This is a genomic window from Lentzea californiensis, from assembly GCF_024648825.1.
Lineage (GTDB): Bacteria > Actinomycetota > Actinomycetes > Mycobacteriales > Pseudonocardiaceae > Lentzea > Lentzea californiensis.
Window position 1 is genome coordinate 1 of record NZ_JANBBE010000006.1, and the last position, 18,998, is coordinate 18,998.

The 18,998-nt window shown below is 70.7% G+C and carries 17 protein-coding genes; 11 read left to right on the top strand and 6 right to left on the bottom strand.

Annotated features, from left to right (window positions below):
* Positions 1 to 408: 408 nt before the first annotated feature.
* The gene (locus LX88_RS21970) at positions 409 to 1,905 is read left to right on the top strand and encodes a SulP family inorganic anion transporter (protein WP_258949680.1); all 1,497 of its coding nucleotides are present in this window, start codon (positions 409 to 411) and stop codon (positions 1,903 to 1,905) included.
* A 285-nt stretch (positions 1,906 to 2,190) separates the two neighbouring features.
* Positions 2,191 to 2,955 carry an ANTAR domain-containing response regulator gene (locus LX88_RS21975; RefSeq protein ID WP_258949681.1) on the top strand — a complete coding sequence of 255 codons (765 nt, stop codon included), beginning with the start codon at positions 2,191 to 2,193 and terminating at the stop codon, positions 2,953 to 2,955.
* Positions 2,956 to 2,963: 8 nt separating this feature from the next.
* Here LX88_RS21975 and LX88_RS21980 read toward each other — a convergent pair whose 3' ends face one another.
* Positions 2,964 to 3,953: a hypothetical protein gene (locus tag LX88_RS21980; RefSeq protein ID WP_258949682.1), complete on the bottom strand. Its 990-nt coding sequence runs from the start codon at positions 3,951 to 3,953 to the stop codon at positions 2,964 to 2,966.
* A 66-nt stretch (positions 3,954 to 4,019) separates the two neighbouring features.
* Between LX88_RS21980 and LX88_RS21985 the strand changes: the two genes are divergently transcribed.
* The 3 genes from LX88_RS21985 to LX88_RS21995 are packed head-to-tail and all read left to right on the top strand — an operon-like array spanning position 4,020 to position 7,026.
* Complete coding sequence (locus LX88_RS21985; protein ID WP_258949683.1) at positions 4,020 to 4,490, top strand: (2Fe-2S)-binding protein; 471 nt, start codon at positions 4,020 to 4,022, stop codon at positions 4,488 to 4,490.
* Complete coding sequence (locus LX88_RS21990) at positions 4,487 to 6,514, top strand: xanthine dehydrogenase family protein molybdopterin-binding subunit (RefSeq protein ID WP_258949684.1); 2,028 nt, start codon at positions 4,487 to 4,489, stop codon at positions 6,512 to 6,514. Before LX88_RS21985 ends, LX88_RS21990 begins: the two co-directional genes overlap by 4 nt.
* Positions 6,515 to 6,540: 26 nt before the next feature.
* The gene (locus LX88_RS21995) at positions 6,541 to 7,026 is read left to right on the top strand and encodes a MarR family winged helix-turn-helix transcriptional regulator (protein WP_258949685.1); all 486 of its coding nucleotides are present in this window, start codon (positions 6,541 to 6,543) and stop codon (positions 7,024 to 7,026) included.
* Positions 7,027 to 7,050: 24 nt separating this feature from the next.
* On the opposite strand, the gene LX88_RS22000 is transcribed toward LX88_RS21995, so the two are convergent.
* Positions 7,051 to 8,091 carry a LacI family DNA-binding transcriptional regulator gene (locus LX88_RS22000; RefSeq protein WP_258949686.1) on the bottom strand — a complete coding sequence of 347 codons (1,041 nt, stop codon included), beginning with the start codon at positions 8,089 to 8,091 and terminating at the stop codon, positions 7,051 to 7,053.
* Positions 8,092 to 8,296: 205 nt separating this feature from the next.
* Between LX88_RS22000 and LX88_RS22005 the strand changes: the two genes are divergently transcribed.
* The 4 genes from LX88_RS22005 to LX88_RS22020 are packed head-to-tail and all read left to right on the top strand — an operon-like array spanning position 8,297 to position 12,747.
* Complete coding sequence (locus tag LX88_RS22005) at positions 8,297 to 9,553, top strand: ABC transporter substrate-binding protein (RefSeq protein WP_258949687.1); 1,257 nt, start codon at positions 8,297 to 8,299, stop codon at positions 9,551 to 9,553.
* Between the two features lie 18 nt (positions 9,554 to 9,571).
* A complete protein-coding gene (locus LX88_RS22010) occupies positions 9,572 to 10,483 on the top strand; it encodes a carbohydrate ABC transporter permease (RefSeq protein ID WP_258949688.1) in 912 nt (303 codons plus the stop codon).
* Between the two features lie 4 nt (positions 10,484 to 10,487).
* Positions 10,488 to 11,375, top strand: coding sequence for a carbohydrate ABC transporter permease (locus LX88_RS22015; protein ID WP_258949689.1), 888 nt, complete (start codon positions 10,488 to 10,490; stop codon positions 11,373 to 11,375).
* 19 nt (positions 11,376 to 11,394) lie between these two features.
* Positions 11,395 to 12,747: a GH1 family beta-glucosidase gene (locus LX88_RS22020; protein WP_258949690.1), complete on the top strand. Its 1,353-nt coding sequence runs from the start codon at positions 11,395 to 11,397 to the stop codon at positions 12,745 to 12,747.
* On the opposite strand, the gene LX88_RS22025 is transcribed toward LX88_RS22020, so the two are convergent.
* From LX88_RS22025 to LX88_RS22040, 4 genes are read right to left on the bottom strand one after another with little or no spacing between them, the layout of a single operon-like run.
* Positions 12,722 to 14,095 (bottom strand): alpha/beta hydrolase, encoded by a 1,374-nt coding sequence (locus LX88_RS22025; RefSeq protein WP_258949691.1) that lies wholly within the window; start codon positions 14,093 to 14,095, stop codon positions 12,722 to 12,724. The two genes, LX88_RS22020 and LX88_RS22025, sit on opposite strands and share 26 nt — an antisense overlap.
* A 28-nt stretch (positions 14,096 to 14,123) precedes the next feature.
* Positions 14,124 to 14,375: a DUF3253 domain-containing protein gene (locus LX88_RS22030; RefSeq protein WP_258949692.1), complete on the bottom strand. Its 252-nt coding sequence runs from the start codon at positions 14,373 to 14,375 to the stop codon at positions 14,124 to 14,126.
* Complete coding sequence (gene crtI, locus LX88_RS22035) at positions 14,372 to 15,832, bottom strand: phytoene desaturase family protein (protein ID WP_258950154.1); 1,461 nt, start codon at positions 15,830 to 15,832, stop codon at positions 14,372 to 14,374. Before crtI ends, LX88_RS22030 begins: the two co-directional genes overlap by 4 nt.
* 13 nt (positions 15,833 to 15,845) lie before the next feature.
* Complete coding sequence (locus tag LX88_RS22040) at positions 15,846 to 16,922, bottom strand: polyprenyl synthetase family protein (protein WP_258949693.1); 1,077 nt, start codon at positions 16,920 to 16,922, stop codon at positions 15,846 to 15,848.
* A 143-nt stretch (positions 16,923 to 17,065) separates the two neighbouring features.
* Here LX88_RS22040 and LX88_RS22045 point away from each other — a divergent pair, with 143 nt between their 5' ends.
* Positions 17,066 to 17,992, top strand: coding sequence for a phytoene/squalene synthase family protein (locus tag LX88_RS22045; RefSeq protein WP_258949694.1), 927 nt, complete (start codon positions 17,066 to 17,068; stop codon positions 17,990 to 17,992).
* A 13-nt stretch (positions 17,993 to 18,005) separates the two neighbouring features.
* A complete protein-coding gene (locus tag LX88_RS22050) occupies positions 18,006 to 18,968 on the top strand; it encodes a Rieske (2Fe-2S) protein (RefSeq protein ID WP_258949695.1) in 963 nt (320 codons plus the stop codon).
* Positions 18,969 to 18,998: the final 30 nt, after the last annotated feature.

Sequence of the window (18,998 nt, forward strand, 5' to 3'; positions counted from 1 at the left end):
CACCCACGGCCGTTCCTGTGGACCAAGACCGCCGAAGAGATCCTCGAGTCACTCGCACGCTTTTGCAGGCGAATTTCCGGCGCAGGACACTAGTGGCGTGACCCGGAATGTCGGCGAGGTAATCCACGCTCAGCAGGGCGCCCCGCGGCGCCGCCCCCACGCCCCCGTACAACCAGCACGAGGACGTGGGGGCGACACCACGATGCACCCGTCTGACCGCGAATTCCCCCGGCAACCTCCGGGCCACACCACTAGCCGCCTGGAGACGTTGCTCACGATCATCGCAGCCGACGCCAACCCTACTCTCACGTCACGGTAGAGTTCGGCTCCGTCGCGCCGCAGCGGTCGCGACCCTCTCCCCCACGCGAGGTACCGCCTTCGGCGTGCTCGCCGTTCCCCGAGGTGTCGATGTCCTCGTTCCAGGCCGTCCCACGGCCGTCCCTGCCGCAGCGCGTCCGCACGGCGTGGTTCTCGAACCCGCGCGCGGATCTGTTGTCCGGCCTGGTCGTCGCACTCGCCCTGATCCCGGAGGCGTTGTCGTTCTCCGTGATCGCCGGGGTGGACCCGAAGGTGGGCCTCTACGCGTCGTTCACCATCGCGATCATCATCGCGTTCGCGGGCGGCCGTCCCGCCATGATCTCCGCCGCGACCGGCGCGATGGCGCTGGTGCTCGTGGGGCTGGTGCGGGACCACGGTGTCGAGTACATGTTCGCCGCCACGGTCCTGACCGGTGTGTTCCAGATCCTCTTCGGACTGCTCGGCGTGCACAGGCTCATGCGGTTCGTGCCGCGCACCGTCATGGTCGGTTTCGTCGACGCGCTCGCGATCCTGCTGTTCGCCGCGCAGGTCCCCCACATCACCAGTGGCGGCTGGCCCGTCATCGCGCTGGCCGTGCTCGGGCTCGGGATCATCTACCTGCTCCCCCGCCTCACCAAGGCCGTGCCCGCGCCACTGGTCGCGATCGTCGTGGTCACCGCTCTCACGGTGTTCCTGCACATCTCCGTGCCCACGGTCGGCGACCAGGGCGAGCTGCCGTCCGCGCTGCCCGGCTTCGGCCTGCCGATGGTGCCGTTCACGCTGGAGACCCTCGGCATCATCGCGCCTTACGCGCTGACGCTCGCCGCAGTAGGCCTGATCGAGTCGCTGCTCACCGCGCAACTGCTCGACGACATCACCGACACGGGCTCCAACAAGGGCACGGAGGTCCGCGGCCAGGGCATCGCCAACATCGCCACCGGTTTCCTCGGTGGCATGGCGGGCTGCGCGATGATCGGCCAGTCGATGATCAACGTGAAGTCCGGCGGCCGCACGCGCCTGTCGACGCTCGCCGCCGGAGTGTTCCTGCTGGTGCTCGTCTTCGTCCTCGGCCCGGTCGTCTCGCTGATCCCGATGGCGGCGCTCGTCGCGGTCATGGTCTTCGTGTCGGTCAGCACGTTCGACTGGACCAGCATCAGGATCTCCTCCCTGCGCCGCACACCGAAGAGCGAGACCGCCGTGATGGTCGTCACCGTCGGCACGGTCGTCGCCACCCACAACCTCGCGCTCGGCGTGCTGGCGGGAGCACTGCTCTCCGCGATCTTCTTCGCGCGCCGCGTCGCCCACCTCGTCGAGGTCTCGAGCGTCCTCGACCCGGACGGCGGCATCCGCGTCTACTCGGTGACCGGTGAGCTGTTCTTCGCCTCCACCAACGAACTCATGCACGCGTTCGACTACACCGACGCGGTGTCCAAAGTGGTCGTCGACCTCTCCCGTGCCCACGTGTGGGACAGCTCGGCGGTCGCCACCCTCGACGCGGTCACCGCGAAGTTCGCCGCGCGCGGCGTCGAAGCGGAGATCATCGGCCTCAACCCGCACAGCGAACAGCTCCACACCAAGCTGTCCGGCCAGCTCACCGGCTCACATTGATCGGCATCAGGCGGTGTGGGCACGACACCGGCCGGGTATTGCCACATCGCCGAACGCGCGCGCGTGTTCGCAACGGAGGACCTCCCTCGGGAGGTCCGGCCGGTGCCGGCACGGGAAGTTGAGACCTTGCAGCGACCCGTCGCCGGCACCGGTTTCGGTGCTCACAGGGCACGTGTCACCGGTGGCCGTACGATGCGCTGGACGTGCGTCGAGCAGCCGGCGCCGGGGACTCCACTGCCTATGAAGGGGCGCCGCGGCATGGCCGACTACGTGCAGACGGGATCGATGAGACCGGTTGACGGGGCACGCCCGGATCCGGTGTCGCGCCTGGACGAGGCGACCGAGGCGTTGACTGAGCTGCGCGATGCGTTCACCAGCGAGGAGCCCCTCGAAGACGCGTTGCAGCGGGTCGCGGAGACCGCCGCCAGGGCCCTGCCCGACGCCGACGCGGTGACCGTGTCCGTGGTGACCCCGGACCAGCCGCACACCGCGGCGGCCACCGACCCGCGTCTGGTCGCGCTCGACACGGAGCAGTACGACTCCGGCCGCGGGCCGTGCCTGGAGGCCGCGCTCGAGCTGAAGCCCGTGCGGGCGGTGATCGGCGAGCACCGCGATCTGTGGCCGGAGTTCGAGACCGCGGCCGAGGCCGCCGGTGTCCGCGCCTACCTGTCGGTGCCGGTCATCCTGCCCGCCTCGGACGACATCAAGGCGCGGCACATCGGCACGCTCAACGTATACAGCTACACCGCGGCGGCCTTCGACCCGTTCGACGAAGGGCTCATGCGGCTGTTCACGACGGCCGCGTCGGCGACGATCACCAGCGCCCAGCGGTGGCGGCACTCGCAGGGCCGGGTCGGGCAACTGGAACAGGCCCTGGAGTCGCGAGCCGTGATCGAGCAGGCCAAGGGCGTGCTGATGGCGGTGCACACCTGCGACGCGGACGAGGCGTTCAAGATGCTCGTGGAGCAGTCGCAACGTGCGAACACCAAGCTGCGTGACGTCGCGACGAAGTTGATCGAGTCGGCCAGCCGCCCCGCGAAGCAGCGATGACGCGTTCCTCATGAGCGGCCGAGGCGGGCGAGCCTGATGCCCGCCCAGATCAGCAGGGCGAGCACGGCCACCAGCAGGTACTCGATCAACGGGATGCGCACGACCTCGTCGATCCTGCCCAGGCCGCGCCAGGAGTAGACCGCGAGCGCGCCGACGACGAACGTGCCGCCGATCCACCACCGTGCCGCCTTGCTCAGGCCGACGCCGTGCATCTGGGTGAGCACGAAGATCGCCACGAAGCCGAAGAAGAACATCGGCCACATGCCGTTGGGGCCGGAGTTCATCACGGCGACCAGCGTGCCGTGCACGGCCACGAGCAGTTCGAGGGTCATCGTCCACCAGCGGTTCGTGTGGGACCTGGTGAACATCAGACTGCTCTGCACGAGCAGCAGGAACATGTAGAAGAACCCGATGAGGTGCCCGCTGCTCGACTCCATCGGGTGGTACCAGAACGTGTAGATCGCGGCCCAGCTGAACAGGTAGCCGTGGTAGCGGCGCGCGAACCCGACGACCTGCTCCGAGATGGGCGCGGACCAGGTCAGCACAAGGCCGCGGCGGCGGTTCTCCATCAGCAGGACGGCGACCAGCAGCAGGACGACGGAGCCCTGCGAGCTGAAGATCGAGACGTCCTGGGCGAGACCGTCGTAGAACACCTGGGTCTGCAGGGCGTGCAGGCCGATGAACGCGCCGTTCGCGGCGAGCGCGACGACGTTGATGCGGTGCAGGCCGGTGGTGTAGCGCCGGATCCTGGTCTGCGCGTAGTAGATCAGGCCCCAGGACACGAGTTGGTGCGCCGCGTAGCCCACCCAGGCGGACGCCCTGCTCCAGAAGGTGGGGTCCGGCAACTTCCAGTAGTACCAGGAGGCTCCCTGGTCGGGCAGCAGCGCGACGCCGTGCAGCCGTTGACCTAGCAGCCACACCAGGCCAGTGAGCAGCGCACTTGCCACCACGCCCCACACGAGGACACTGCGGCCGGGCCGCCGCAATTCGTTCAGCATGCTGAGCATTATGCATTGCCCGGCGTGATACGTTCAGCGCACTGAGCAAATCAGGAGGGGATCGCGGTGGCCCGATATCTGTTGCGCGTCAACGGTGAACGGCGCGAGGTCGACGTCGACGGAGACACTCCCCTGCTGTGGGTGTTGCGTGACGAGCTGGGGCTGACGGGCGTCAAGTACGGATGCGGGGTCGGCCTGTGCGGTGCGTGCACGTCCCATGTGGACGGTGCGGCGGCGCGGCCCTGCGTGCGCACGGCGGCCGACAGCGCGCAGACCAGGATCACGACGATCGAGGGGCTGTCCCGCGATGGGGACCACCCGGTGCAGCGGGCGTGGCGCGAGCTCGACGTGGCGCAGTGCGGTTACTGCCAGCCGGGCCAGGTCATGGCCGCGGCGGCGCTGCTCGCCCGTGACCCCGACCCCGACGACGCGGCGATCGAGGAAGCCCTTCGCGACAACGTGTGCCGCTGCGGCAGCTACCCCCGCATCCGCGACGCCGTGCGCCGCGCGAGCCGGATCATGAGGGAGGAACGGTGATCAGCAGGCGGACGTTGTTGCGCGGCGCGGGAGTCGGCGCGCTGGTCGTCGCGGTGCCGGTGCCCGCGCTCGCCGCGGAGGGGCTCGTGCCGAACGTCTTCGTGCGGCTGGACGACGCGGGCCGGATCACCGCGACCGTGCCCCGCCCGGACACCGGCCAGGGAGTGCGGACCGTGGTCGCGCTGATGGTCGCCGAGGAACTGGCGGTGCAAGCCGGCGACGTCTCGCTGGAGCAGGCACCCGGTGACACCGAACGCTTCGGCTCGCAGGCCGTGGCGAACTCGACCTCGGTGCGGCAGCTCAGCACGCCGATCCGCACGGCCGCCGCGACCGCGCGCTGCCTGCTCGTCACCGCGGCCGCGCAGCGCTGGCGCGTGCCGGTCGCCGAATGCACCGCTCGCGACGGCTTCGTGTGCCACCCGCGCCGCGGCAAGCTCCCCTACCGGGCGCTGGTCCGTGCCGCGGCCGCGCTCGATCCCGCCACCGTGCCCGTCGAGCTCACCCCACCGGAGAAGTGGCGGCTGCTGGGCAAGACCCGCGGCGGACGCGTGGACGCCCGCGACGTCGTGACCGGACGCACCAGGTACGGCATCGACGCCCGGCCGCCCGGAGGTCTGGTCGCCGTGGTCGCGCGCCCGCCGTGGATCGGCGCGGTCCCCGACACGGTCGACGACACCGCGACCCGTGCTCTGCCGGGCGTGGTCGACGTCCTCACCCTCACCGCACCGGCCGACGGGCAGGGCGGCGTCGCGGTCATCGCCCGGTCGACCCACCAGGCGTTGCGGGGTCGCGACGCGCTGCGGATCACCTGGCGCGGCGGCACACCCACCGCCGACAGCCGCGCGTGGCTCGCGGACCTGCGCGCGGCGTTGCCCGCCCAGGCCCCGATCGCCGGCGTCCAGCAGGTCTACTCCATGCCGTTGCTCGCGCACGCGCCGATGGAACCGATGAACGCCACCGCGCACGTCCGTCCGGATGGCGTGACCATCTGGGCTCCCACGCAGGATCCCGGCGGCCTGCGCACCCAACTGGCCCGCCAGCTCGGCGTGCCCGCCGCGTCCGTGCGGGTGGAGGCAACGGCGTCGGGCGGCGCGTTCGGGCGGCGCATCGAACCCGATCCCGTGCTGGAGGCGGTGGCCTGTTCACGGCGTGCGGGCGCTCCGGTCCAGGTGCTGTGGACCAGGGCCGACGACATGCGCAACGATTCCTACCGGCCCATGTCCGTGCACCGGATGTCCGCGGAGATCGGTTCGGACGGTCTGCCCGTCCGAAGGGCCCACGAGGTCGTCACCTGGCCGTTGACCGTCCTGCCGTTCTTCGCCAACCCCGCCCTGATCAAGGCCAGCGGCGACCACTTCCCCTACACCGTGCCCGGCGAGGTCTCGGTCGTCGTGCGGCCCGCGCCGCTGCGCACCGGGTTCTGGCGGTCCGTCTACGCGGGACAGTTCGTCTACGCCGAGGAGAACTTCCTCAGCGAGATCGGCAGGAGGTCCGGCCTCGACCAGGTCGCACTGCGCCGTTCACTGCTGCCCGCCGGCTCGCGCCTGCACAAGGTCCTCGACGCCGTCGCCGACCGCGCCCACTGGACCAGGCCGCCCGCACCCGGCACCTCACGCGGCGTCGCGTGCCTGGAGGAGTACGGCTCCGCGATCGCGGTGATCGCCGTCGCCGAACCGGGCTCACGCAAGGTGCTGCGCGTGCACGCGGCCGTCGACGTCGGCGTGGCGCTGCACCCGTCCGGTGTCCGCGCGCAGGTCGAGGGCTGCGTGGTCGACGCGCTGTCCACTGTGCTCGGTGCGCAGATCACTGTCCGGGAGGGCGCGGTGGCGGAGTCGTCCTTCGGCGACTACCGGTGGGCGCGGATAGGCCAGACACCCGACATCGACGTCACCATCGTGCGGTCGGACGCACCGCTGGGAGGCCTCGGCGAGCTCGCCTACCCGCCTGCGGCGGCTGCGATCGCGTCCGCGATCGCCGGCGACACGCCCGTGACCAGCATGCCGTTCGGGACCGCCGTGGGGTGATCGGGCGGGTCTGGGATGATGGGGCCGTGGCCGAGGGAGACGAGCTGGCGGTGGCCGACCGCCCGGACCAGGTGGGCGCGGACGTCGCCTCCTGGCCCACCGGCAGGCTCCTGTCCGTGGCGGCCCGCGTCGTCGAGAAGCGCTTCGAGGACTTCCTGGCGACCAGAGGCCTCACCCACGCCGGCATGATCACCCTGCACCACCTGGCAGACGGCCCGCGCTCACAACGCGAACTGGCCCTGCTCTGCCGGGTCACCGACCAGACCATGAGCCGCACGATCGACCACCTCGACCGAGGCGGCCACGTGGTGCGCAGCCAGGACACGAAGGACCGCCGCCGCACCTCGGTGAAGATCACTCCGGCGGGCCGCCGAGCCCTCGCCGCCGCCCGCCGCGAGGAACGCGAGTCCGACACGCTGCTCGGCGCCGTCGAGGACTACGACCACTTCCGGCAGCAGCTGATCGCGCTGATCGCGGCGGCAACGTCCACAGAGGACCAGCGCCCTCAGTAGGACGCCGGCGCCGTCACCTCGACCTCACACCTGGCGCGCTCCGCAGGAATCCCTGACCACCAGCTGCGCCGGAAGGACCACGGGCCCGTCCGGCCCACTCCCGGTGATCATCGCCATGATCGCCTTGGCCGCCGCCACCCCGAACCCGGGCTTGTCCTGCGCCACCGTGGTCAGCGCCGGTTCGACCACCGACGCGATCTCGATGTCGTCGAAGCCGACCAGCGCCAGGTCCCGCGGCACCCGCAACCCGGCCGCACGGGCGGCGAGCAACGCACCGACCGCCATCTCGTCACTGGATGCGAACACCGCGGTAGGCGGCTCGTCCAGAGCCAGAAAGCGTTGCATGGCAGCGATTCCGCTCGCCCGGTAGAAGTCGCCGGCGACGACGTAGTCAGCGCGCGGCTCGACACCCGCGTCCCGCAACGCCTCGCGGTAGCCCGAAAGACGGGCGTCGGACGGCTGGTTGCCGGGTGGGCCGGTGATCGTGGCGATCCGCGAGTGGCCGAGGCCGACGAGGTGGGCGACCGCCGCTCGGGCGCCGCCGGCGTTGTCGGACGTGACGTAGGTGGCCCGGGGTCCCTCGACGGCCACGTCGAGCGCCACGCACGGGACTCCGGACTGGGCGAAGGCGCCGAAGGCCTCGGCGTCGGAGCCGCTGTCGATCAGGACGAGGCCGCCGAGGTGGTGGCGGCGGGTCATGTTCACGTAGCCGACCGGGTCCGCGAGCGACGCGCCGACCTCGCGGGCGTCGCCGCTGGTCGCGAGCATCAGCAGGTGGTAGCCGTGCGCGCTCAGGGCGGACTTCAGGCCTATCAGCAGGTCCTGCAGGTACGGGTGGCGCCAGCCCGGCCTGCGGTGATCGGTGTCCCAGACCAGTCCGATCATCGTCGACTGCTTCGTCGACAACGCACGGGCGGACTCGTTGGGCCGGTAGTCCAGCTCTTTCGCGACGCGCAGCACGCGTTCACGCGTGTCCCCGTTCACCGTTTCCGGCTGGTTGAAGACGCGCGACACCGTCGCGACGGACACGCCGCAGAGCTGGGCGATCTCTCGCCCGGTCGCCATCAGGGCCTCCCGTTTCACCGTAAGCGGTTACATAGACCCTAGGAGCAGCACTTCTCCTAGTCAAACGCCTGGGCGAGTTGATCTGTTTATCGTTTCGTTACTTGACTGGAGGCGCGTAACACCGCTGTCATAGGCGCCACACAAATCTTCCCGGAGAACCACATCTCTGGTCGAGCGCGCCCAAAAAACAACGGAGGCCAGGAAAATGCGCCCCAAAGCACTCGTACTCGGCTGCGCGGCACTGGCGACCGCCGTCGTGCTCAGCGGTTGCGGCAGTGACACCGCGTCCGGCGGCAAGACGAAGCTGACCATCGGCCTGTTCGGCAACTTCGGGTACGCCGAGCTGCTCAAGGAGTACGCCGCCGCGCACCCCGACGTCGAGATCTCGGACCGCACCGCGTCGTACTCCGACCACCACAAGAACCTCGCCGCCCACCTCGCCACCAGCAGCGGCGCCGCGGACATCGAGGCGGTCGACACCGGCTACATCAACCAGTTCAAGGCCACGCCGGACAAGTTCGTCGACCTCAACACCAAGGGCGGTGACCAGCTGAAGGACCGCTGGCTGCCGTGGAAATGGGAGGGCTCGCTCAGCAAGGAGGGCAAGCAGATCGGCTACGGCACCGACATCGGCGGCCTGGCCATCTGCTACCGCCGCGACCTGCTGCAGAACGCCGGGCTGCCGGCCGACCGCGACCAGGTCGCCGCGCTGTGGCCGACCTGGCAGGACTTCATGGCCGCGGGCAAGAAGTTCCAGGAGAAGGCGCCCGAGGGCGTGAAGTGGTTCGACGGCGGTCCGACCGTGCTCAACGCCATCGTCGGCCAGGCGTCCGTCGGCTACTACGACAAGTCCGACAAGATCGTCGTCGGTGACAACAAGGAGATCAAGGCGGGCTGGGACCTCGTCGTCGACGGCGTGCAGTCCGGGCTGTCCTCGAAGCTGCTCTACTCCACGCCCGTCTGGAACACCGGCTTCAAGCAGGGCCAGTTCGCGACCGTGACCTGCCCCGCCTGGCAGATGGCGAAGATCAAGGACCAGGCCGGTCCGGAGGCCGCCGGCAAGTGGGACGTCACGTCCGTGCCGGGCGGTGGCGGCAACTGGGGCGGCTCGTACCTCACGGTTCCCAAGTCGGGCAAGAACATCGACAAGGCCGTGGAGCTGGCGGCGTGGCTGACCGCGCCCGAGCAGCAGGCCAAGGTGTTCAAGAGCGCCGGGCTGCTGCCGTCTGCCCCGAAGCTCTACGAGGACCCGTCGATCGTCGACTACAAGAACCCGTACTTCAACGACGCCCCCATCGGCAAGCTGTTCACCGACGCGGCGAAGAAGCTGAACCCGCAGTACCAGGGTCCGAAGGCGGGCGACATCCAGACCGCGATCGGCAACGCGATGCAGCGCGTCGAGCAGGGCAAGCAGAACGGCGACGAGTCGTGGAACCAGTTCGTCGGCGACGTCCAGAAGTGATGCGCTGACATGGTCTTGATGGACAAGACGGCCAAAAGGCACCGGTGGGACACGAAGTTCGCGCCGTACGGATACGTGGCGCCGTACTTCCTGATCTTCGGTGTCTTCGGGCTGTTCCCCCTCCTCTACACGATCTGGGTCTCGCTGCAGGACCGCAACCTGCTCGAGTCCGAAGCGGCGACGTTCGTGTGGTTCGCGAACTACGTCAAGCTGATGGCGGACCCGTACTTCTGGAACGCCATGGGCAACACGCTCAGCCTGTGGCTGCTCACCACGGTTCCGCAGATCCTGTTCGCGCTGTTCATCGCGCAGCTGCTCAACCGCAAGGTCCGCACCCGCACGCTGTTCCGGATGGGTGTGATCCTGCCGAACATCACCTCGGTGGCGGCGGTGACGATCATCTTCGCGCAGCTGTTCGGCCGGGACTTCGGCCTGGTCAACTGGGTGCTGGACCTGTTCGGCGCGGGACAGATCGACTGGCAGGCGGGCACGGCCTCGTCGCACATCGCGATCGCCGTGATGGTGGTGTGGCGCTGGACGGGCTACCACGCGCTGATCTTCCTGGCGTCGATGCAGGCGATCTCACCGACCCTGTACGAGGCGGCGACCCTGGACGGCGCGAGCGGCCGTCAGCAGTTCTGGCGCATCACGGTTCCGCTGCTGCGGCCGCAGATCATCTTCACGACGATCATCGCGACCACCGGCAACATGCGGCTGCTCGCCGAGCCGCTGCTGTTCAACCCCGGCGCCGCGGCGGCGACGGGCGGCTCCGACCGGCAGTTCCAGACCGCCGCGCTGTACCTCTACGAGCAGGGCTTCACGAAGTACGACTTCGGCTACAGCTCGTCGATCGCGGTCGTGCTGGCCATCGCCACCGTCATCGTCGCCGGACTCGGCTACCTGGTGACCAAACGGATCCGGACGGAGTGACCCCATGACCGCTGTGCTGGAACGCCCCGCGCCGGCGCCGCCCACCGGGCCCGCGGCGAAGGCGCGCAGGCTGGCCAGGCGCGTGGCGGGGCCGTGGACCTACGCCGCCCTGATCGCGATCCTCGCCGGGTCCGCCTTCCCGGTGTACTGGTCGTTCGTGGTGTCCTCGCAGACACCGGACGCGATCGACAGCGTGCCGCCCGTCCTGGTGCCGGGCGGGCACCTCTTCGCGAACATCGCCCGCGTCTTCGACACCACCGACTTCGCGCTGGCGCTGGTGAACTCCATCGTGGTGGCGGGCACGGTGACCATCTCGGTGGTGCTGTTCTCGACACTGGCGGGCTTCGCGTTCGCCAAGCTGAAGTTCCGCGGCCGCAACATCCTGCTGCTGCTCATCATCGGCACGCAGGCGATCCCGACCGAGCTCGGCATCATCCCGCTCTACATCATGATGGCCGAGTTCGGCTGGGCCGGCGAGATCCACGCGGTGATCGTGCCGGGCCTCGTGACCGCGTTCGGCGTGTTCTTCATGCGCCAGTACTTCGAGCGGGCGATCCCGGACGAGCTGCTGGAGGCGGGCCGGATGGACGGCTGCCACTCGCTGCGGCTGTTCTGGCACGTCGCACTGCCCGCGGCGCGTCCGGCGGCGGCCGTGCTGGGCCTGTTCACCTTCATGCAGGCGTGGAACGACTTCTTCTGGCCCCTGGTCGTCCTCACGCCGGAGAACCCGACGGTCCAGACCGCTCTGTCCACCTTGGCCAGTGGCTACACCACCGACTACACGCTGGTGCTGACCGCCGCGACGATCGGCACGGTGCCGGTGCTGGCCGTGTTCCTGTTGTTCGGCCGTCAGATCGTCGGCGGCATCATGTCCGGCGCCGTCAAGGGCTGACTTTCTTTTGGAGACTGCTGTGAGCTTTCCTGACGGTTTTCGCTGGGGTGTGGCCACCTCGGCCTTCCAGATCGAAGGGGCCGCACGGCTCGACGGCCGCGGTCCGTCCATCTGGGACACCTTCGCCCAGGTGCCCGGTGCCGTCGCGTCCGGCGACACCGGGGACGTGGCCGCGGACCACTACCACCGCTGGCCCGAGGACGTGCAGCTGCTCGCGAACCTGGGGGTCGACGCCTACCGGTTCTCGGTGTCGTGGTCGCGGATCCTGCCCGAGGGGCACGGCAAGGTCGAGCGGCGTGGTCTCGACTTCTACCGGCGGCTCGTCGAGTCGTTGCTGGGCAAGGGGATCGAGCCCTTCCTGACGCTGTACCACTGGGACCTGCCCCAGGCGCTGGAGGACGAGGGCGGCTGGCGCAACCGCGACACGGCCCACCGGTTCGCCGACTACGCCGCCGTCGTGCACGAGGAACTCGGTGACGTGGTCAGGAAGTGGACCACGCTGAACGAGCCGTACTGCTCCTCGGTCGTGGGCTACGGCGAAGGCCGGCACGCCCCCGGTGCGCGCGAGGGCCACGGCGCGCTGGCGGCGGTGCACCACCTGCTGCTGGGCCACGGCCTCGCCGTGCAGTCCATGCGAGCGAACGGGCTGGCCGAGCAGGAGTTCGGCATCGTGCTCAACCAGTCCCCCGCCGTGCCCGTCACGGACTCGCCCGCCGACGTCGCCGCGGCGAACCGCCAGGACGTCCTGCTGCGCAGGCAGTTCACCGACCCGCTGTTCGGCTCCGCCTACCCGGACGAGCTGACGTCGATGTTCGGTGACATCAGCGACTTCTCGTTCCGGCAGGACGGCGACCTGGAGGTCATCGGGCAGCCGCTGGACTACGTCGGCCTCAATTACTACTACCGGCTGCACGTCGCCGACGCGCCGCACCGCGAGCCCGACCCCGCCAGGCGCACGGCGCACGACATCGGCGTCGACACGACGCAGCTGCCGGACGTCCCGCGCACCGGCATGGGCTGGCCCGTCGAACCGGCCGGCATGACGACCGCGCTGGCGGACCTCAAGGCACGGCACCCCGCCCTGCCGCCCGTCTACGTCACCGAGAACGGCTGCGTCTACCCCGACGTGGAGGGCTTCGAGGACACCGAGCGCATCTCCTACCTGCGCGACCACATCGCGGCGGCGCGGGCGGCGGACGTGGACCTGCGCGGCTACTTCTGCTGGTCGCTGCTCGACAACTTCGAGTGGGCGCACGGCTACAAGCACCGGTTCGGCCTGGTGCACGTCGACTACCAGACGCTGGAACGCACACCGCGGGCCAGCTACCACTGGTACCGCGACTTCATCACCGCGGCACGGCAGGACAGCTGACCGCGGGCACCTTGAGATCGATCAGGTAGTCGTCGACCCCGCCGCGCGTGCAGGCGCTGCGGGGATAGGCGATGTGGCCCCATCCCTCGTAGGTCAGCAACGCGGTGTTGCGCGGCGCCTGGCGCCGGATGTCGACGGCCCACGCGTGCGGGGTCGTCGGGTCGTGCTTCGCGTTGACCACGAGGATCTTCGGCGCGTCGCTGATGTCGAGGCGGTGGGGCGGGTTGGCGGGCGGCCCGGGAACGCCGATGCACGCGGTGGCCTCGTCGTGGCCGAGGAAGCTGCCGCGCATGATCGGCGCCCGGCGGAGCTCCTCGGCCCGCAGCCGCTCGTACTCGCGGAAGTTCCTGATGCGCAGGGAGAAGTCCTGGCACACCGAGGCCAGCCGGACCGACTCGTAGTTGGGTTCGAAGGCCTGGGCCCGCAGCCCCGTCCGGCCCGTGATGAGGTCCGCCGCGTACTCCCACTCGGGGCCGCGCAACGCGAAGTACATGTCGTCGAGCAGTCGCTGCCGCCCGCCCGGCTCACCGTCGGCGCGGACGAGCGCCGCCTCCCACGCCGCGCGGACGTCCTGCCCGTGCAGAACGCAGGAGGTCGTGCCGGCGCACCACTTCTCGAACTCCCGGAACGCGTCGTCCGAGGCGGCCGCCCGGTCTCCCACGAACCGTGCGAGGTCGACGCTGTGGTCGACCACGCTGTCGAGGACCATCGCCCGGAGGTTGCGGCCGAACCTCTCGGCGTACACCTGGCCGAACGTCGTGCCGTACGACAGCCCGAAGTAGCTGATCTTCTTTTCGCCCAGAGCTCGCCGTGCCGCGTCCATGTCCTGGGCAACGCCGGCGCCGTCGGCGTGGTCGAAGATCGGACCGCTGCGTTCGCGGCACTGCGCGAGCACGTTCTGGTTGTGCCGCAACAGCGCGGTGAACCCGGCCTCGTCCCGGGGGTGGGTCGACGGCCCGCCGGGCATGAGGTCGGCGCAGCGAATCGCCAGGCTGCCGCCCGTGCCCCGCTGGTCGATGCCGACGATGTCGAACCGGGCGCGGACCTCCGGGCTGAACAGGCCGGAGAGCGCGAACTCCGCCGCCGAGCCGCCAGGGCCGCCGGGGTCGACCACCAGCACACCCAGCCGTCGCGCCGGATCGGTCGCGCGATGACGTGCGATCGCGAGGTCGATGCGCCGGCCCCACGGCTTCTTCCAGTCCAGCGGCACGTTCAGCGTTCCGCACTCGCCGTCGGGGTTGTCCGGGCACGGCGCCCACGCGACGGGTCTCGCGGGGTCGGCGTGCGCTGCTCCCGCCGAGATGACCAGAACAACAGCAGCCAGGGATGTCGCCAGTGCCCGCCTCATCCTCCTCACCCTAGGAGAGAAAGCGCTCTCACGGGTGGCGGATGCGAATGGGTCCGTGCCACTCGTCGGAGGGCGACAGCACCCGGTCGCCGCTGGTGACCACGACCCGGCCTTGGGCCGCGAGCTCCCGTGCGACCGCGCGAGCCGGTTCCATGAGGTCGCGCCATCCGTCCTCGCCGACAGCGCGGGCGGCTTCCGACGGGCAGATCGACTTGCCCGGTCCGCGGGCCTCGACCAGGTCCAGGACCGCCCGCTCCAGCCGCTGCTCGACGGTGCTCACCGCCGCAGGCGCTCCGCGGCGAGCCTGCCCGAGATCAGCACCGGGGGGATGCCGACGCCGGGGGTGGTGCCGCTGCCCGCCAGCACGACGTTGCCGTCCCGGAACGGCAGGTTGCCCGGCCGGAACGGGCCGGTCTGGGCGAACGTGTGGGCGGCCGAGAACGGCGTGCCGGCGGCTTGGCCGTCCCGCGCCCAATCGTCCGGGGTCACGACCGCGAGCGGCTCGGCGTCGACGAGGAGCTTGCGCGCCGACATCTCGTCGACGAGCTCCTCGGCGTACCGGTGCGCCAGCGCGTCCCAGCGCAGCGGGGCGGCGTCGAGGTTCGGGCAGGGCGCGAGCAGGTACTGCAGGTGCCTGCCCTCCGGCGCCAGCGCGGGGTCGGTCAGGGAGGGCGTGGTGAGCAGCAGCGACGGGTCGCTCATCAGCTTTCCCTGCCGGATGATCTCGTCGAAGGTGCCGTTCCACTTGTCGCCGAAGGAGATCGTGTGGTGGGCGAGGTCGTCGGCCACGCGGCCGGAGCTGAGGTGCACCACGACCGCGGACGGCGACCAGCGCAGGGGCACGACCCGGCGCGGTTCGCCGCGCAGCAGCCGGGTGCTCTGGGCGGGTCCGGTGGCCAGGACGACGGCGTCGCAGGGGAACCGGCTGTCGGCCGTGCGCACCGCGTTCACCCGGTGACCGGTCCGTTCGAGCTCCTCGACCTCGACGCCGTAGCGGAACACGACTCCGGCCTCGGCGGCCGCGTCGGCCAACGCCTGCGGCACAGCGCGCATGCCGCCGCGCGGGAACCACACGCCCGCGATGGTGTCCATGTAAGCGATGACGGCATAAGCGGCGAGGGCGTCCTTCGGTGCGACGCCGGCGTAGAGGGACTGGAAGGTGAAGACGCGCCGGAGCCGGTCGTCGTGCAGGAACCGGCCCACCGCCTTCGCCAGCGAGCCGAAACCGCCGAGCCTGGCGAGCCTCGCCAGGTCGGGGCCCACGAGGTCGAGCGGCGAGTCGAAGCTCGCGCCGATGAACCTGTCGCGTTCCACGTCGTACAGCTTCGTGAGCCAGGCCCGCAGGTCGAGGTACCCCTGGGCCTCCCGGTCCCCCGCGAAGTCGCGCACCGCCTGCTCCATGCGGCCGGCGTCGGTGTGCACGTCGAGCGCCGAGCCGTCGGAGAACGTCGCGCGGTAGGCGGGGTGCAGCGGCAGCAGTTCCAGGTGGTCCTCGCGCTTGTGGCCCACGGCGGCGAACGCGTCGTCCAGCAGTTCCGGCATCGTCAGCACGGTCGGGCCGGTGTCGATCCGGTGGCCGCGGACGTCGAGCCTGCCCGCGAGCCCGCCGGGGTGCGGGTGCCGTTCGAGGACCGTCACCTCGTGCCCCGCGCCGCGCAGGTGCAGCGCCGCCGAGAGTCCCGAGAGACCCGCGCCGACCACGACCACCCGGTCCGTGCGGCCTTTCACCACGTGCACCACTGCGTTCCCCTCAGGTCGTTCGCGTCACGGCGCGGTCAGCGAGGCGCATCAGCTCGTGACGCGCGTCGCTGGGGATGGCCGCGCGGTCCAGCGCCGCCATGCCCGTCCCCGCCAGCTTCTCGATGTGCTTCTCCACGGCGGCGACGGCTCCGAGTTCCACGAGCAGGGCGCGCACGTCGTCGACAGTACGGTCGCTGACGACGCCGCTCTCCAGGCACCGCCGGAGCAGCCTCTGCGCCACGGGGTTGCCCTGCGCGCGAGAGAGGGCGATGGACATCAGCGGCGTCCGCTTGCCCTCTCTCAGGTCCTCCCCCACCGGCTTCCCGGTGACCGAGGAGTCACCGAACACACCGATCAGGTCGTCTCTCAACTGGAAGGCGACGCCGATGTCATGGCCGTACGCGCGCAGGCAGTCCACGACGTCGTCGTCGGCTCCCGCGAGGGCGGCGCCGAGGTGCAGCGGCCGTTCCACCGTGTAGGCGGCGGTCTTGAGCGCCGCCACGCGGACTGAGTGCTCCAGCGACTCCTCGCGTCGTGCGACGGCGAGGAGGTCGAGGTGCTGACCCATGATCATCTCGGTGCGCATCGCCTGCCACGGCCCCCAGGCGCGACTCAGGGCGTCGGCGGGCAGGCCCGCGGTCACCAGCGCGTCGTCCGCCCACGCCAGCGCGAGGTCGCCGACCAGGATCGCCGCGGAGTCGCCGTACTGGCGGGCGCTCGCGGCCCACCGCTCCCGCCGGTGCCGGGCCGCGAAGGACTCGTGCACCGACGGCTTGCCCCGCCTGGTCGCCGAGCGGTCCATCACGTCGTCGTGCACCAGCGCGCAGCATTGCAGCAGTTCCAGGGCCACCATCGCCTGCACCACGGCGTCCACCGGCGGCGAGCCGCCTCCCGCGCGCCATCCCCACCAGGCGAACGTCGGCCTGATCCTCTTGCCTCCGGCGAGGATCAGCTCCCGCAGCTCGGCGGCGAGCTCGGGGGCGAGGTCCTGCCTGGCGAGCAGGAAGTCGTGCAGTGCGCCGTCGAGCAGGACGCGGAAGTCGTCCACCTGCGACGTGCGAGCGTCCACGCTGGTCAGCAGCGACATCGGCGTTCCCCCGGGAGTGGGTCGGTGTTCGGCTTTTCGAGCTAAGCAGCGCGACAGGTGATCTGCATGATGAGCACCGCCGTTGTGCGAAGGGCAACTCGCGGACTTAGCGTGGAGGCAACTCCTCCGCGAAAGGACCGCTGATGTCGGCTGAACGCGAACTGGACGCCGCGGGCGTCACCGCGCCGGCGTTGCGCGACGCGTACCGGCGCTGCCGTGAGCTCAACGCACAGCACGGCCGGACCTACTACCTGGCAACCAGGTTGCTCAGCGCGGAGCAACGGCCCGCCGTGCACGCGCTGTACGGGTTCGCCCGGTGGGTGGACGACGTCGTCGACGACCTCCACAGTGGACCGGACGAGAAGTCCGCCGCGCTGCTGGCGATCGACGGGCGCCTGCAGACAGCGCTCAGGGACGGGGCGACGGACGACCCGGTGCTGGCGGCGCTGGTCGACACCGTGCACCGCTACGACATCCCGGTGCGGCATTTCCAGGACTTCATGGAGTCGATGCGGATGGATCTCACCGTCACCGACTACCCCACTTTCACCGATCTCGAACAGTACGTGCACGGATCCGCCGCCGTGATCGGCCTGCAGGTGCTGCCGGTGCTCGGCACCAGCGTGCCCCGCGCGGAGGCGGAGCCCGCGGCGGCCGCGCTCGGCGTCGCGTTCCAGCTCACCAACTTCATCCGCGACATCGGCGAGGACCTCGACCGCGGCCGGGTGTACCTGCCCGCCGACGAGCTCGCGGCGTTCGGCGTCGACCGCGAACGACTGATGCGCGCGCGGGCGGAGGGCCGGGCCGACCAGCAGGTGCGGGCCGCGCTGCGGGACCAGGTGCGCAGGGCGCGGCAGGTCTACGAACGGGCCTGGCCGGGCATCGGCATGCTGGCGCCGCGTTCCAGGCCGTGCGTGCTCACCGCCTACCGGCTCTACGGGCGGATCCTCGACCTCGTCGAGCACGCGGACTGCGACGTGCTGTCGCGCCGCGTGGTCGTGTCGAACGGCAGGCGCCTCGCCGTCGCCCTGCCCGCATTGGCCAGGGCGGTGTTCGCCCGTGCGGCCTGAGGAGAGGAAGACCATGCGCGACCGGATCCCGCTGCGGATCTACGACAGCCCGCCGTGGCGCGAGCAGCGGCCGACGTGGCAGGACGCCAAGCCCGCGCTGATCGAGTCGGCGCTCAAGCGCGCCACCGCGCGGCCGTCCGGCAACTGGTTCGTCGCCGGTGCGAGCCGCGACGTCGTGAAGGGCAAGCCGTGCGGCCGCACCATCGCGGGTCAGGAGGTCGTGCTCTGGCGCGGGCCCCACGGCGTGCTCCTGGCCGGCTCGGGATCGTGCCCCCACCTCGGCGCTCCGCTGTGCGACGGCGCCGTGGCCGAGGGCAAGCTGATCTGCCGCTGGCATGGCCTCGCGCTCGACGGCACGCGGTTCGGCGCCTGGACGCCGTTCCCCGCGCACGACGACGGCGTGCTGGTGTGGGTCCGCCTCGACCGGGCCGGGGGCGAGGACCCCCTGCCCGCCCCGGTGCTGCCGGAGCGGCCGCCGGCCGGATCGATCGACGCGGTGGCCACGCTCATCGGCCGCTGCGACCCCGAGGACGTGGTGGCGAACCGCCTCGACCCGTGGCACGGCGCGTGGTTCCACCCGTACTCGTTCGCGAACCTGCACGTCCTGGAGACCCCCACCGACTCGGACGACCGCTTCCTCGTGGAGGTGACGTTCCGGCTCGCCGGCCGCGTCGGAGTCCCGGTCATCGCCGCGTTCAGCTGCCCGGAGCCGCGCACCGTCGTGATGCACATCGTCGAGGGCGAGGGTGAGGGCAGCGTCGTCGAGACGCACGCGACCCCGATCCGCGACGGCCGCACCGCGGTGGTGGAGGCGACCATCGCGCACTCGGAGCGTCCGGGGTTCGCGCTGGCCAAGCCGGTGGCGGGGGCGTTGCGGCCGGTCATGCGCTGGGCTGCGGCACGGCTGTGGCGCGATGACCTCGCCTACGCCGAACGCCGGTACGAACTACGCCGGAAGGGGCAGTTCCCGGACTGAGGACCCCGAGTTGCGTCGTTTCTGAGTCGA

Excerpts from the sequence above, each read along its gene's own strand:
- LX88_RS22005 (WP_258949687.1), top strand. The coding sequence starts at position 8,297 with ATGCGCCCCAAAGCACTCGTACTCGGCTGCGCGGCACTGGCGACCGCC.
- LX88_RS22045 (WP_258949694.1), top strand. The coding sequence starts at position 17,066 with ATGTCGGCTGAACGCGAACTGGACGCCGCGGGCGTCACCGCGCCGGCG.
- LX88_RS22050 (WP_258949695.1), top strand. The coding sequence starts at position 18,006 with ATGCGCGACCGGATCCCGCTGCGGATCTACGACAGCCCGCCGTGGCGC.
- LX88_RS21975 (WP_258949681.1), top strand. The coding sequence starts at position 2,191 with ATGAGACCGGTTGACGGGGCACGCCCGGATCCGGTGTCGCGCCTGGAC.
- LX88_RS22000 (WP_258949686.1), bottom strand. The coding sequence starts at position 8,091 with ATGGCGACCGGGCGAGAGATCGCCCAGCTCTGCGGCGTGTCCGTCGCG.
- LX88_RS21970 (WP_258949680.1), top strand. The coding sequence starts at position 409 with ATGTCCTCGTTCCAGGCCGTCCCACGGCCGTCCCTGCCGCAGCGCGTC.
- LX88_RS22025 (WP_258949691.1), bottom strand. The coding sequence starts at position 14,095 with ATGAGGCGGGCACTGGCGACATCCCTGGCTGCTGTTGTTCTGGTCATC.
- LX88_RS21980 (WP_258949682.1), bottom strand. The coding sequence starts at position 3,953 with ATGCTGAACGAATTGCGGCGGCCCGGCCGCAGTGTCCTCGTGTGGGGC.
- LX88_RS22040 (WP_258949693.1), bottom strand. The coding sequence starts at position 16,922 with ATGTCGCTGCTGACCAGCGTGGACGCTCGCACGTCGCAGGTGGACGAC.
- LX88_RS22015 (WP_258949689.1), top strand. The coding sequence starts at position 10,488 with ATGACCGCTGTGCTGGAACGCCCCGCGCCGGCGCCGCCCACCGGGCCC.
- LX88_RS22010 (WP_258949688.1), top strand. The coding sequence starts at position 9,572 with ATGGACAAGACGGCCAAAAGGCACCGGTGGGACACGAAGTTCGCGCCG.